Source organism: Geodermatophilus maliterrae (genome assembly GCF_041018925.1).
Classification (GTDB): domain Bacteria; phylum Actinomycetota; class Actinomycetes; order Mycobacteriales; family Geodermatophilaceae; genus Geodermatophilus; species Geodermatophilus maliterrae.
Genome location: NZ_JBFNXQ010000124.1, coordinates 1 through 13,671 on the forward strand (window position 1 = coordinate 1; position 13,671 = coordinate 13,671).

A 13,671-nucleotide genomic window follows, 5' to 3' on the forward strand; every position below is an offset into this window, starting at 1 on the left:
ACGCCCCACCGGTGTCGTGGTGGTCAGTCCTCGGGGTGCCAGCCGTCGACGTGCCACTCGTGGAACGGCTGGGCCACCGAGTCCTCCGGGCTCAGCCGGGTCTCCGGGTGGTACGGGCTGAGGTACGGGCTGACCTCGTGCACGACCGTGGCGTGGGACCGGTTCACCGGCGACGACGGGCAGACGTCACGGCGAGGCTTGCGCGTGGTCTCCCGAGCGGATCCGGCCACCAGTCCCCTGACGAGATCTCTACGCCAGGACCAGGCACACGCTAGGGCCGCTCCAGCGACGGCCACATCCGTCGCAGGTCCCGTTCCGGAACCGCGACCACCGAGTGGGGGAGGACCGTGCGGCCCTGCGACCCGAGGTGCGGGTCGTCGGCACCGCCCCCCGGTCCCGGACCTGGCACAGGAGGCGCGACAGCTGGCTCCGCGCTCGGCGTCGGGCGTCCCAGGGCTGGAGTCGCCCCCTACCTGGGGATGAAGTCGAGCCGGGCAGGGCCGAGCGTCCGGGCTCGGGAGGCGAGTCCGGGAACACTGCCGCGCACCAACCGGCCGGGTCAGCCCCCCGGCGGCGCCGGACGGGACCGGGCGGCCGCGAGCACGGTCAGCTCGTCGCGGAAGAGCCGCCGGCTCGCGAACAGCGCCGCAGCGGCCGCGAGCACCCCGCTGCCGGCCGTGCCGAGGACGACGACCAGGTCCGGCGCGGCTCCGCGCAGCGCCGCGGCCACGGGCCAGGACACCGCGGCGGTGGCGGCGGCGACCGGCAGGGACCTGGCGTAGCTGCGCAGCACGCGCCCGACCAGGCCGCGGCTGATCCGCGCCGAGAAGACCAGCATCGTGACGAAGTGCGCGACGATCGCCACGGACGCTCCCACGGCCACCCCGGTGATGCCCCAGGCGCTGCCGACGGCGCAGCCCAGCGTGACCTCGGCCGCGTACAGCCACTGCCGCCACGCGCCGCCGAGGACCGCTCCGGTGGCGCGGGTCAGGGAGCCGCTGATCTTGTAGGCCGTCCGGGGCAGCAGCACCACGGCGAAGACCTGCAGCGGCAGGACCACCGCCGTCCAGCCCGGCCCGAGCAGGATCGCGACCACCTCGGGGGCGAGGACGAGCAACAGGACGCTGACCGGCAGGGTCAGCAGGGCGACCAGCGACCCCGCCAGGACGTAGGCCCGGGCGAGCCGGTCGCGGTCGTCCTGGATCCGGGACAGCGACGGGAACAGCACCTTGTCCGCGACGGTCCCGATCAGGTTCGCGGGCTGGACGAGCAGCTGGTAGGCCCGCGAGTAGACGCCCAGGGCGGCGGGGCCCAGCGTGGAGGTGACGACCAGGTTGTCACCGTTGAGGCCGATCCAGTTCCCCAGCTGCGAGAGCGAGTACGCGGACCCGAAGCCCAGGACCCGCCGCGCGGACCGGACCACGGCCGCCCACGGGGGGAGCCGCACCTGGTGGCGGACCAGCGCGTAGGCACCCACGGCGGTCATCAGCGCCTGGGCGACCTGCCCCCACACCAGCGCCGCCGCACCCGCACCGGCGGAGGCGAGGACGACCGTCGTCCCCAGGTACCCGATGCCGTAGGACGACAGCTCGACGAGCACGAGGGCGCGGAAGCGCAGGTTCCGCTGGAGGAGGCCCAGGGACACCGAGCCGAGGCCGCCGAGGACCAGCACGACCGACAGCAGCCGCAGGAAGGGGGAGTCGGCCGGGAGCCCCACCAGCGGGTTGACCAGGGGAGCGGAGAAGAAGAGCCCCGCGGCCAGGACCACGCCCAGGGCGGTGGCCACGCAGAAGGCGGTGGCCACGTCCGCGCCGCTCAGACTGCGGGCCTGCACGAGGGCGGGCCCGATGCCCAGCTGCCCGAGCATCACGGCGAGGCCCATCACGACGGTGGCCGCCACCGCGGTGCCGAACTCCTCGGCCGACAGCAGCCGGGACAGCACCACGATCGAGACCAGTTGCAGGAGTGCCTGCCCGAGCGCGCCGAGCAGCGACCAGGAGAGCCCCCGGACGGCCGAGCGGGTCATGGACCGTTCGGGTCCGCGGGGAGGGGCGGCCGGCTCCGTCCGGACGGCGTCCGGGGGAGTCACCTGCCGCGCCGCGCCAGGCCGACGAGGACGGCGCGGGCGGTGCGCCGCGCCGCGCGCACGACCCGCGGACGGCTCCGCTTGACCGCCGTCCGCAGGGTGAGCAGCAGCCACGCCAGGGCCATCCCCGGCTCGGCGAGCAGGGCGACCGGCCACCCGGCCGGCCGACCCAGCAGCAGACGGGTCGGGACGCCGGTGACCCGGGGGGAGAAGACGGTGAGGACGGAGCCGCCGTAGGAGCTGACGCCCAGCGGCGTGTCGACGTCCGGGGACCGGTCGTCCCGGCCGAGGACGGTGGGGGACTCCGGCAGCGACGGCCGTTCGCCCGGGAAGTCCTGCAGGAACTCCCAGTCGATGACCTTCAGGCCCTCCACCGCGTCGGTCACCAGGTTCAGCGGCGTGAGGTCGAGCAGGTAGCTGCCGCGCGCGTGCACGGTCCGGGCGAGCCGGGCCAGCGCGCGGCTCGTGCCCGGTGTCAGCTGGACGTGCGGGCCGTCGGGGAGGGGACGCCGGACGTGCGCCCGGGTGTCGGAGTAGCGGGGGGACAGCAGCCAGGTGTCGCCGGCCTCCAGCAGGGCGGGCACCTCGGGGAGGTCGGCGAACTCGGTGCGGGCGCGCAGCTCCCGCTCGAGGAAGCGGCGGGCGCTGGGGTGGAAGACCTTGCAGACGCACTCGCCGAACTCCGGGTGGTCGACGACCGCGGTCACGGCCCGGCGGCGCCCGCTCGGCAGCAGCTCCACGACCGGGTACGGGAAGGCCGTCGCGGCGCGCAGGTCGGCGATCTGCGCCCGGAGCCCCGCCACGAGGCCGGGGTCGTCCAGCGCGTCGAGGTAGTCCAGCGCCTGCCGGGCGTTGTCCGAGCTGTGCAGGGGGTTGAACCGGGCCCCCGACGGCTGCCCGGCCAGCAGGCGACGGCGGATGGCGAGCTTGCTGGCCGTCACCCGCTCCGGGGACGAGGCCGTTCCGTCGTCGACGACGGCGCCGAGGTCGAAGGCCACGACGTAGGCGGCCGGCCCCCCGCCTCCGACGGCGAAGGGGCCGGCGCCCCAGTTGCCACCCCGCACCCGGGCGCGGACCCGCGCCGCCTGCCCGGCGTCGAGCGCGACGGTGGCCAGCGGCTCCCAGCCCTCGCGGAGCAGCTCCGCGCGCACCCGGTCGAGCAGGCCGGCCGCCTGCTCCCGGACCACGAAGACGGCGAGCCCGGGGAGGTCCGCGTCGGCGGGGCCGAACTCCTGCTCCAGGTGGTCGCGGAGCCAGGGGTTGGCCTCGGCCAGCTTCTCCAGGGTGTCCAGCGGCGGTCGCAGCCCGCTCGCCGCCAGGTGCGCGTCGAGGTCGGCCAGGGTGAGTCGGATCGCCAGCCCGACGTCCGCGGCGAGGGCGCCGAGGATCGAGACGTAGTCGTGCTCGGGGTCGCCGGTCGCGGGGCGTCCACCGGGCTCGCCGGGCAGCCCCGACCGCAACCCCTTGTGGTAGGCGACGTGGTAGGCCAGGGAGTCGAAGTGGTCCGCCGGGGAGGGCACGCGGTAGCGACCCCGCCACAGGACGGCGCGGTCGAGCACCCGGGAGGCCAGCTCGGGGGAGAGGTAGGGGATCCCGCGGAAGTCCGAGCCCGGCAGCCCCGTCTCGGAGTAGACGTCGAACGCCTGCCGGGCCGGCGCCACCCGGTGCGACCCCAGCAGGCTCCGCAGCAGCGGCAGGTCCTCGTCGGCCACCAGGACGTCGACGTCCTCACCGGGGTCGACGTCGGGGAGCGTCTCGAACCAGCGCAGGACGGCGTACCGCACCCCCCGGCGGTCCAGCTCGTCGAAGAACTGGTCGATCGAGAGCCCGGCCCGCAGGTGCCGGCGGGTCGCCTCACGAGGGGTCAGCAGACCCAGCCCCACGCCGGTCAGCACGCGTGCGTCCATCCCACTTCCCCCGTGTCCGACTGACGGCGCCGGTCTGCCGGCGCCGTCCGCTCGACGGCGCGACCGTGCGCGCCTCCTGATCTGGATCCTCCCGTCCCTCGGCCCGTCCGCCTGGACGGCCGGGGCCTCCCTCACCCCTCGGAGGCAGCCACCGGGGTGCGGACGGCCGGCGGCCGGGCGGCTCCTCCGTCCCGGGGCAGACCGTCGCGCGCCGCGCGGACCGCCGCCCGGACGGTCCGCTGGACCGAGGGCGATGCCAGGAGCCGCAGCAGACCGGGCAGGACGCCGCCGGGGACGACGTCCCCTGCGGGCAGGTAGGACGACGCCGGGCGCCCGTAGTCCAGGTGCCGGGACAGCCCCCGCCACCACAGCACGCACAGTCGGGCCCGGGTCACCGCCCCGCGCACCGGACCGGGCAGCCCGGCCAGCGCGGCGCCGGCGTGCCGGACCAGCAGTTCGCGCTCGGCCGCCACCGCGGCGACCACGTTGCCGGTGATCGTCCCGCCGTGCACCGCCCGGGCCGTGACCGGCGTGCTGCGGTTCCACAGCCGGCCGCGGGCGTCCGGGTCGCCGGCGAGGACGAGCCAGAAGGCGTAGTCGACCAGCCGCCGGACCGGCGGGAACCCACCGACGCGGACCGCCGGCTCCCGGCGGATCAGCGTGGAGGAGCTCACGAAGGGGTTGCGCCGCCACAGGCTGCGCAGGTCGACCGGCCGGGCCGGGTCGAGGCCCGGGCTGTGGGGGGCGGCCGCGGTCTCGGGGACCTCCCCGAACCCGAGGACCCAGGCGTCCGGGTGCTCCTCGACCGCCTCCGCGAACAGCCGGGCGGCGTCCGGCAGCAGCCGGTCGTCGCTGTCGAGGACCAGCAGCCACGGTGCGCGTGCCTGCTCGAGCAGCGTCTGGCGGGCGGCGCCGACCCCCCGGTTCTCGACGCCGTCGACCACCTCCGCGCCGGCCGCGCGCGCCCGCTGCACCGTCTCGTCGGTGCTGCCGTCGGAGTACACGAGGACGCGCTCCGGTGCCGGCCGCTGGGCGAGGGCCGAGGCCACGGCCTCGGCGATGGAGTCCTCGGCCTGGTAGGCCGGGACGAGCACCTCGTAGGTCAGCGTCATGCGGGTGCTCCCAGGGGTCGTCGCGTCGCGGTGGGTACCGCCGCCCGGGCCTCGCCGGACCGCGGCTGCGGCACGGGGTCCGGCACGGCGTCCGGCGCGGGCTCCGTGCCCGGGGCGTCGTCCTGCCGGGGCAGCAGCTGGGACAGGAGCACCAGGAGCACGGTCAGGCACGAGGGGTAGAGCAGCACCGGGTCGGTGGTGCTCGAGACGACGGCGTAGGCCAGCAGCACCAGGGCGGTCCGGGAGGAGCACGCGGTCCGCAGCAGGACGGCGAGCCCGACGGCGGCCACGAGGGTGCCGATGCGCCCGACCTCCAGCCACAGCTGGACGTAGGTGCTGTGCGCGCCGAGCTCGTCGCCCATGACCGCGACGGTCTGGCCCCAGCCGATCCCCAGGAGCTCGTGCCCGCGGGTGGCCTCCAGGGCGTCCTGCCACTGTCCGAGCCGCCAGCCCGAGGCGTTCTGACCGGACAGCCCCCCGGTCTCGGAGATGCTCTCCAGCCGGGTGAGCACGGTCGTGCCGACGAACGGCAGGGCCACGACCGCGGGCAGCAGCAGGCCGAGGAACCGCCGGGCGCGCAGCCACACCGCCGGGAGCAGCAGGACCAGGAACACCAGCAGCGCGGCCCGGCTGCCGGTGAGGAGCAGCGCCAGCAGCAGGACGGCGGTCGAGCCGACCCGCAGGGCGGTGAAGCGCGTGGCGTAGAGCTGGTAGAGCAGGACCAGGCAGATCGTGTAGGCGGCGAAGTTGGGGTGCCCGAACAGGCCACCGAAGCGCTGCCCCACCCCCTCCGCGGTGCCGAACGCCTCGGGGTAGCCGGTCAGGGGCTGGGCGACCAGCACGAGCGCGCCCACGGTCACCGCGACCTCGACCCACGCCACGGTGCGGGAGCGTGCCGCCGCGGTGGAGTTGGCCAGGATCAGCACCAGGACGGCGAGGGACAGGAAGCGGGCGGTGCCGGGCAGGCCGGCGCCCCCGTTGACCGCCGCGGCGAGGGTCACGGCCAGCGCGAGGGCGACGGGCCAGGCGACCAGCGGCGTCCCGACCCGGCGGTGCGCCAGCAGCCACCCGGTGCCCACGGCGGCGCCGTACAGGACCGCGACGTTGTCGAGGGTCACCGGGCCGGCCGCGTACCCCGAGAGGTACAGCGGGCCCCCGATCATGGCGGCCAGGGCCGTTCCCCGCGGCCAGCGGGCCGTCACGACGAGGACGGCGAGGCCGAGGACCGCCGCGCCGGTCGCCAGGGGTGCCAGGAGGGCGCCGGCCACGGCGGCCACGACGGCGGCCCCCGGGACGAGGGGCCACAGCGCGGGGAGGATCCGGGCGCGCAGGGGTGCGGGGTTCACGAGCTCGTGTGCGCGGCCTGGGCCAGGAGGAGGAGCGCGCGCGGGCTCTCGACCAGGTAGCGCCGGCCGAGCCGGCGGGGCTGGTGGAGCAGCCGGTAGGCCCACTCGAGCCCGACCCGGCCCAACCATCCGGGAGCCGCCGGCATGTCGCCGGTGACCATCTCCACGGCGCCGCCCACGCCCACGACCAGGCCCCGGGGGAGGAGCTCGGTGAGCGCCTGGCCCAGCGGCTCCCCGCGCGGCGCACCCAGGGCGACGAGGACGACGTCGCAGTCGTGCAGGGCGACCTCCCGCGCGACGGCCGCCACGTCCCAGGTGCGGGCGTCCCCGTGGTGGCTCCAGACCAGCTTCACGTCGTTGCGCGCCAGCTGCTCGGCGAACCTGTCGGCGACCTCGGCCCGCGTCCCGAGCAGGGCGACCCGCCGCCCGGCGAGGGACGGGTCCCGGAGCAGCGCGTCGACGATCTCGCGCCCGGTGACCCGTGCGCAGGCCCGCCCGTGGCGCCGGGCCAGGTAGGCCAGGGGCCACCCGTCCGCGGAGACCAGGTCGGCGGCCATCGCGGCCTCCGCGGCCTGCTGGGAGGTCGCGATGAGGTGCACGTGCTGCAGGTTGACCGTCTGCACGCGCACCGGCCGGGTCTCCCACGGCGTGGCGAAGACGTCGGCCAGGCAGGTGACGAGCCGGCCGTCCTGCGCGCAGGAGCGCCAGAAGCCGGACACGCGGGTGGAGGGCGTCGACGTCAGCACGGGGTCTCTCCTCGGGTGCGCAGGACGCGGGCCGGGTTACCGGCCACGGAGGTGGCGGGCGGGACGTCGTGCAGGACGACGCTCCCGGCCCCGATCAGCGCGCCCCGGCCCACGGAGATCGCTCCCAGCAGGACGCTGTGGGGGCCGACGTCGACGTGGGAGGCGAGCACCGGGCAGTCCTCGTCGGTGCGACGGGCGCCCAGGGTGGTGCTGTGCCGGAGGGTGACGCCGTCGCCGATCCGGGTGGCCCGGTTGACCACCAGGCCCATGCCGTGGTGGATCGCCAGACCGCGGCCCACGGCGGTGGACACGGGCAGGTCGATGCCGAACAGCCGCAGCGCCACCAGGCGGTAGAGCAGGATCAGCGGCGCCGCGAGCAGGCGACGGGGCCCGCCGCCGCCGCGGGCCTCCTGGGCGAGGCGGAACAGCACCAGCACCAGCTGGATCCCCGGCCGGCCGCGGTTGGCCGACCAGTCCTGGAGGGGGCCGGGGCGGTCCCCGGGAGTCCTCCCCATGGCTCAGGCCGCCCGGTAGGAGGTGGCCAGCGCCCGGCCGACGGCCTCGACGCTGCAGTTCTCCTTGGCCCACGTCAGGCCGCGCCCACCCCGGGCGGTGCGCTCCGCGGGGTCGGCCAGCAGGTCGCCCAGCCGGGCGGCGAGCCCGGCCGGGTCCCCCTCGACGAGGGCGACGCCCTGCTCCTCGCCGAGCTGGTCGATCTCCCCGACGGGGGTCGTGACGACCGGGACCCCCAGGGCGAGGCTCTCGAGGACGAACATGGGCAGCGCCTCGTCCCGCGACGGCAGGCAGGCGACCCGCGCCGAGCGGAGGACGCCGAGCAGCTCGGCACGGTCCAGCGAGCCGGCGTAGCGCATCCCCTCGGGCAGGTCGGCCACCGGCAGGTCCCCGAGGGGACCGCACAGCAGGCAGGTCGCCTGCGGGTGGCGCCGGCGGACCTCCGGCCAGGCCGCGACGAGCCGGTCGACGCCCTTGCGGTGCCCGACCACGCCACCGAAGACGACGTCGGCGACGTGCGACGGCGCGGTGCGCAGCTCGTCGAGGTCGACGGGGTTGAGCACCGGCCGCACCGGGGTGCCCGGGCACAGCGCGGCGACGCGGGACCCCGCGTGGGGGCCGAGCGGGAAGACGACGCGGCAGGCGCCGAGGACCCGCCGCACCAGGCGCGGGTGCCGCGCGGAGAACTCGAGGAACCGGGCGCCGTGCAGGGTGGCCGCCGTCCGGATGCCCAGGGCCCGGGCGACGAGGAGCACCGCACCCTCGCGGAGGAAGGAACCGCCCTCACTGAGGTGGGCGTGCACCCAGTCGGGGCGCCGGCCACGGCGGCGGACGAGCCGGGTGACGACGCGCAGCGTGGCGGTGAGCCCGTGGTCCCGGGAGGACGGCGTCCACGTCGCGGCGGTCGTGGCCCGGATGCCGGGGTCGGGAGAACGCGCGAGCAGGGTGATGACCGTCGCCATCCCGCCCGTGGCCCGCACGTCGGGTCCGACGTGCACGACGTGCAGTTCCTCGCTCACGCAATCCCCCGTTGTTCGAAGCCCTGGGGGAAGGTTGGGAGGTGTTCAGCTCGCTGTCATCGCTCGGTTACCCGAAGGAGTGAGGCCGCTGACCTGCACCAACCCGGTCGAGGGTCCGCGGCCGGCGGCCGGCCACCGGGGGTGACCGTCCTCGCCGGCCGGAGCAGGTCGCGGCGTCGCGGACTAACCTGGAGTGCCGGCCCCCCGCGCACCCGGCGCGACGTGTGTGGCCCCCGGCCTCAGGAGACGGTTCCGTGACCCTGCGCGGCGTGCTCGACGTCGTCCTCACCGACCCCGGCATGGCCCGCGTCGTGGCCGCCACGGGGAGTGCGGAGCTGGCGGTCACCGCGCCGCCGTCCGTGCAACCGCTGGTCGCCGCCGCGCTCGCCGCGGCCGCCCCGGGGGCCGGCGTGCCGGTGCTGCTGGTCACGGCGGGTGAGCGGGACGCCGACATCGCCGCCGACCTGCTGCGCTGCTTCCTGCCCGGCCGCCGGGTGGAGACCTTCCCCGCCTGGGAGACGCTGCCGCACGAGCGGCTGTCCCCGCGCGCGGACACCGTCGGGCGCCGGCTGGCGGTGCTGCGCGACCTCACGACCCCGGGCGACAACGGCACGGTCGACGTCCTGGTCGCCCCGGTGCGCAGCGTGCTGCAGCCGCTGGCGCCCGGCCTCGGCGACCTCGTGCCGGTGGAGCTGCGGCCCGGGGACACCGCCGAGCTCGACGACGTCGCCGGCGCCCTGGTCGACGCCGCCTACACCCGCGTCGAGCTGGTCGAGAAGCGCGGTGAGTTCGCCGTCCGCGGTGGCCTGCTCGACGTCTTCCCGCCCACCGAGCCGCACCCGGTCCGCGTGGAGTTCTGGGGCGACGAGGTCGACGAGCTGCGCTACTTCTCCGCCGCCGACCAGCGCTCCCTCGACGAGCGGCCCGACCGGCTGTGGGCGCCGCCGTGCCGCGAGCTGCTGCTCACCGACGAGGTGCGCGCCCGCGCCACCGAGCTGGCCCGTGCGCACCCCGGCCTGGTCGAGGTGCTCGGCAAGCTGGCCGAGGGCATCGCCGTCGAGGGCATGGAGTCGCTCACCCCGGCGCTCATCGGCGACCAGCACATGCAGCTGCTCACCGACCTGCTGCCGGCCGGCACCCACGTGCTCGTCGCCGACCCCGAGCGGGTCCGCGGCCGCGCCGCCGACCTGGTGCGCACCGCCGAGGAGTTCCTCGCCGCCTCCTGGGCCACGGCCGCCGAGGCCGGCGAGGCGCCGCTGGACCTCGGGGCGTCGTCGTTCCGCGACCTCGCCGACGTCGAGGCGGCCGCCCGCGGCCGTGGCCTGCCGTGGTGGACCACCGGCGCCTTCACCCTCGGCGCGGACGACGAGGGGGCGGTCGTCCTCGACGCGACGACGGTCGAGCGCTTCTCCGGCGACCTCGACCGCGCCGTCGAGGCGCTGCGCGGCTGGACCCGCGAGGGCCGGCGGGTCGTCGTCACCTTCGCCGGCCCGGGCCCGGCCCAGCGCGCCGCCGACCAGTTCACCGCCGCCGACCTCGGCGTGCGGCTGGTGCCCGGGCTCGCCTCCGCCCCCGAGGCGGGGCTGACCTCGATCACCCAGGGCAACCTGGAGTCCGGCTTCGCCTTCCCGGGCGTGGGGTTGGTGCTGGTCACCGAGCACGACCTCACCGGCCAGCGCGGCACGACGATGCGCGACGCGGTGAAGATGCCCACCCGCCGCCGCAACGCCGTCGACCTGGTGCAGCTGCAGCCCGGCGACCTCGTCGTCCACGAGCAGCACGGCATCGGCCGCTACGTCGAGATGGTCAGCCGCACCGTGCACGGCGGCCAGCGCGACTACCTCATCGTCGAGTACGCGCCGTCCAAGCGGAACCAGCCGCCGGACCGGCTGTTCGTGCCCACCGACGCCCTCGACCAGCTCACCCGCTACGTCGGCGGCGAGCAGCCCGCGCTGTCCAAGCTCGGCGGCTCCGACTGGGCCAGGACCAAGGGTCAGGCGCGCAAGGCGGTCAAGCAGATCGCCGCCGAGCTGATCCGCCTCTACTCCGCCCGCATGGCCACCAAGGGCCACGCCTTCGGCCCCGACACCGTCTGGCAGCGCGAGCTCGAGGACGCCTTCCCCTACCAGGAGACCCCCGACCAGCTCGGGGCGATCGAGGAGGTCAAGGCCGACATGATGAACCCGGTCCCGATGGACCGGGTCATCTGCGGCGACGTCGGCTACGGCAAGACCGAGATCGCCGTCCGCGCGGCCTTCAAGGCGGTGCAGGACGGCAAGCAGGTCGCCGTCCTCGTACCGACGACGCTGCTGGCCAACCAGCACTTCAAGACCTTCTCCGAGCGGTTCGCCCAGTTCCCGGTGACGGTGGCGGTGCTCTCCCGCTTCCAGTCCGACGCCGAGAGCGCCGAGACGCTGCGCCGGCTGGCCGCCGGTGAGGTCGACGTCCTGGTCGGCACCCACCGGCTGCTGCAGGCGACCACGCGGTTCAAGGACCTCGGGCTGGTCGTCGTCGACGAGGAGCAGCGCTTCGGCGTCGAGCACAAGGAGTACCTGAAGACCATGCGGACGGCGGTCGACGTCCTGTCGATGTCGGCCACCCCGATCCCGCGCACGCTGGAGATGAGCCTGACCGGCATCCGCGAGATGTCGACGATCCTCACCCCGCCGGAGGAGCGGCACCCGGTGCTCACCTACGTGGGCGCCTGGGACGACAAGCAGATGGCCGCCGCCATCCGCCGCGAGCTGCTGCGCGACGGCCAGGTCTTCGTCATCCACAACCGCGTGCAGTCGATCGACAAGGCCGCCGCGAAGATCCGCCGGCTGGTGCCCGAGGCCCGCGTGGCCGTCGGCCACGGGCAGATGAAGGAGCACCAGCTCGAGCGGATCATGGTCGGCTTCTGGGAGAAGGAGTACGACGTCCTGGTGGCGACGACGATCGTCGAGTCCGGCCTGGACATCCCCAACGCCAACACCCTGGTCGTCGACCGCGCCGACACCTTCGGCCTCTCCCAGCTGCACCAGATCCGGGGCCGGGTCGGCCGTGGCCGCGAGCGCGCCTACGCCTACTTCACCTACGACCCCACCCGGCCGCTGACCGAGACCTCGGTCGACCGGCTGACCACCATCGCGCACAACACCGACCTGGGCGCCGGCATGGCGGTGGCGATGAAGGACCTCGAGATCCGCGGCGCGGGCAACCTGCTCGGCGGCGAGCAGTCCGGACACATCGCCGGGGTCGGCTTCGACCTCTACGTCCGGCTGGTCGGCGAGGCGGTCAGCGACTACCGCGCCTCCCTGACCGGCGAGGAGGCGCCGGCCGAGCCCGCCGAGGTGCGGGTCGACCTGCCGGTCGACGCCCACCTGCCGCACGACTACGTGCCCGGCGAGCGGCTGCGCATGGAGGCCTACCGCAAGGTGGCCGCGGTGCAGGACGACGACCAGGCGCAGGCGGTGCTCGACGAGCTCACCGACCGCTACGGCGCCGCGCCGGCCCCGGTGCTCAACCTGCTGGCGGTGGCCCGGTTCCGTGCCGCCATGCGCAGGCTGGGCATCACCGAGGTCTCGCTGCAGGGCCGCGTCATCCGCATCAGCCCCGTGCCGCTGCGCGAGTCGCAGCAGATGCGGCTGGCCCGGCTGGCCGACGGCGCCACCTACAAGGCCGCCGTCGAGGCGGTGTCGCTCAAGGTCCCCGTCGGTCCCGACCGGCGCACGCCGCTGCGCGACGTCGCCCTGCTCGAGCACCTGCACTCCCTGCTGACGGCGGTCCTCGTCGACGGACCTCCTGCGCCCCACCGCTCGCAGGCTCGCGGCGGGACCCTGCAGGAGGCCTGAGGGCGGGCCGGTCGGGGCGTGCTGCGCCGGCGCTCCCGCGGCTTGTGGGAGTCTCCGGGACGTGCGCACCCGCCGACCGACCGCCGTCGCCCTCGGGCTCGTGGCCGCCGTCGTCGCCCTGACCGGCTGCCGGACCTCGCCCAACGTGGCCGCCTACGTCGGCGACGAGCAGGTGACCGTCGACGAGCTGCAGGCGGAGGTCGACGAGCGGCTGGCCGACCCGGCGATCGCCGAGGCGGCCGCCGGCAGCGAGGCCGACTACACCCGCCAGGTGCTCACCCTCCTGCTGCGCGAGCGGGTCTACGCCGCCGCCGAGGAGCGCTACGACGTCGAGGTCACCGACGCCGAGGTCGACGCGTTCGTCGTGCAGGCGCTGGCCGGTCAGGACGCCGAGGCCCTGTTCGCCCAGGCCGCCGCGCAGGGCTTCACCCGCGAGGACGTCCTGGCCAGCGCCCGCCAGCAGCTGGTGCGCCGGGAGCTGGCCGCGGCCACGGGCGAGGGCGGCGCGCTCGACGAGGCGTCCCTGCGCGCCCGCTACGAGGAGGTCCGCGGCCAGTTCGAGCAGGTCGAGCTCGGCTACCTCGTCGTGCCCGACCAGGCCACCGCCGACGCCGTCGTCGCGGAGCTGACCGCCGACCCGGCGTCCTACCCGGCCGTGGCCGCGCGCTTCCCGGGCGAGATCACCCTCCCGGCGCTGCAGCCGCGCGCGCTCGCCGAGGTCCCCGCGCCCCTGGCCGAGGGCGTCACCGCCGCCGCGCCGAACAGCGGCTTCACCGTCACGGTCCCCGACGTCCCGGGTGTGGTGGTGGCCTTCGTGGGGCAGCGGACGATCCCCTCGTTCGAGGAGGTCCGCACCCAGCTGGAGAACGAGGCGGCGGCCGGTGTCGAGGAGGCCGGCGCCACGCTGGTCGGTGACGTCCGCACCGACCTCGGCATCACCGTCAACCCGCGCTACGGGTCGCTGGAGGAGGACGTCGTGCAGGTGTCCGACGGCGGCGTCGTCGACCTGCTCGGCGACGACCCCGCGGCCGCCGACCCGACCGCCACCGGGTCGGGCGGCTGAGGCCGTGCCGGCCGCCCTCGTCGTCACCGTCAGCCCGCGGCTGCCC

Annotated in this window: 10 protein-coding genes; 2 read left to right on the plus strand and 8 right to left on the minus strand. The window is 75.9% G+C overall.

Translation table 11 applies throughout. The features are described 5' to 3' along the window. Positions 1–23 precede the first annotated feature (23 nt). The 8 genes from ABQ292_RS23755 to ABQ292_RS23790 form a co-directional block, all read right to left on the minus strand. The gene (locus tag ABQ292_RS23755; protein ID WP_369210180.1) at positions 24–167 is read right to left on the minus strand and encodes a TcmI family type II polyketide cyclase; all 144 of its coding nucleotides are present in this window, start codon (positions 165–167) and stop codon (positions 24–26) included. A gap of 392 nt (positions 168–559) precedes the next feature. After that, the gene (locus tag ABQ292_RS23760; RefSeq protein WP_369210181.1) at positions 560–2,026 is read right to left on the minus strand and encodes an oligosaccharide flippase family protein; all 1,467 of its coding nucleotides are present in this window, start codon (positions 2,024–2,026) and stop codon (positions 560–562) included. Between the two features lie 59 nt (positions 2,027–2,085). Beyond that, positions 2,086–3,993 (minus strand): hypothetical protein, encoded by a 1,908-nt coding sequence (locus ABQ292_RS23765; protein ID WP_369210182.1) that lies wholly within the window; start codon positions 3,991–3,993, stop codon positions 2,086–2,088. Positions 3,994–4,124: 131 nt separating this feature from the next. Next, positions 4,125–5,105, minus strand: coding sequence for a glycosyltransferase family 2 protein (locus ABQ292_RS23770; RefSeq protein ID WP_369210183.1), 981 nt, complete (start codon positions 5,103–5,105; stop codon positions 4,125–4,127). Next, complete coding sequence (locus ABQ292_RS23775) at positions 5,102–6,451, minus strand: O-antigen ligase family protein (protein WP_369210184.1); 1,350 nt, start codon at positions 6,449–6,451, stop codon at positions 5,102–5,104. The genes ABQ292_RS23770 and ABQ292_RS23775 overlap by 4 nt, the downstream gene beginning before the upstream one ends. Further along, the gene (locus ABQ292_RS23780) at positions 6,448–7,197 is read right to left on the minus strand and encodes a WecB/TagA/CpsF family glycosyltransferase (protein WP_369210185.1); all 750 of its coding nucleotides are present in this window, start codon (positions 7,195–7,197) and stop codon (positions 6,448–6,450) included. Before ABQ292_RS23780 ends, ABQ292_RS23775 begins: the two co-directional genes overlap by 4 nt. After that, entirely contained in the window at positions 7,191–7,712 is a 522-nt protein-coding gene (locus tag ABQ292_RS23785; protein ID WP_369210186.1) for a serine O-acetyltransferase, read from the minus strand. Before ABQ292_RS23785 ends, ABQ292_RS23780 begins: the two co-directional genes overlap by 7 nt. A gap of 3 nt (positions 7,713–7,715) precedes the next feature. Further along, on the minus strand, positions 7,716–8,729 hold the full coding sequence (locus ABQ292_RS23790; RefSeq protein WP_369210187.1) for a glycosyltransferase family 4 protein: 1,014 nt from the start codon (positions 8,727–8,729) through the stop codon (positions 7,716–7,718). Positions 8,730–8,983: 254 nt separating this feature from the next. On the opposite strand from ABQ292_RS23790, the gene mfd reads away from it, so the two are divergent. Continuing rightward, positions 8,984–12,562 carry a transcription-repair coupling factor gene (gene mfd, locus ABQ292_RS23795; RefSeq protein WP_369210188.1) on the plus strand — a complete coding sequence of 1,193 codons (3,579 nt, stop codon included), beginning with the start codon at positions 8,984–8,986 and terminating at the stop codon, positions 12,560–12,562. 61 nt (positions 12,563–12,623) lie between these two features. Further along, positions 12,624–13,625 carry a SurA N-terminal domain-containing protein gene (locus ABQ292_RS23800; RefSeq protein ID WP_369210189.1) on the plus strand — a complete coding sequence of 334 codons (1,002 nt, stop codon included), beginning with the start codon at positions 12,624–12,626 and terminating at the stop codon, positions 13,623–13,625. Positions 13,626–13,671: the final 46 nt, after the last annotated feature.

Excerpts from the sequence above, each read along its gene's own strand:
- ABQ292_RS23765 (WP_369210182.1), bottom strand. The coding sequence starts at position 3,993 with ATGGACGCACGCGTGCTGACCGGCGTGGGGCTGGGTCTGCTGACCCCT.
- ABQ292_RS23785 (WP_369210186.1), bottom strand. The coding sequence starts at position 7,712 with ATGGGGAGGACTCCCGGGGACCGCCCCGGCCCCCTCCAGGACTGGTCG.
- ABQ292_RS23760 (WP_369210181.1), bottom strand. The coding sequence starts at position 2,026 with ATGACCCGCTCGGCCGTCCGGGGGCTCTCCTGGTCGCTGCTCGGCGCG.
- ABQ292_RS23770 (WP_369210183.1), bottom strand. The coding sequence starts at position 5,105 with ATGACGCTGACCTACGAGGTGCTCGTCCCGGCCTACCAGGCCGAGGAC.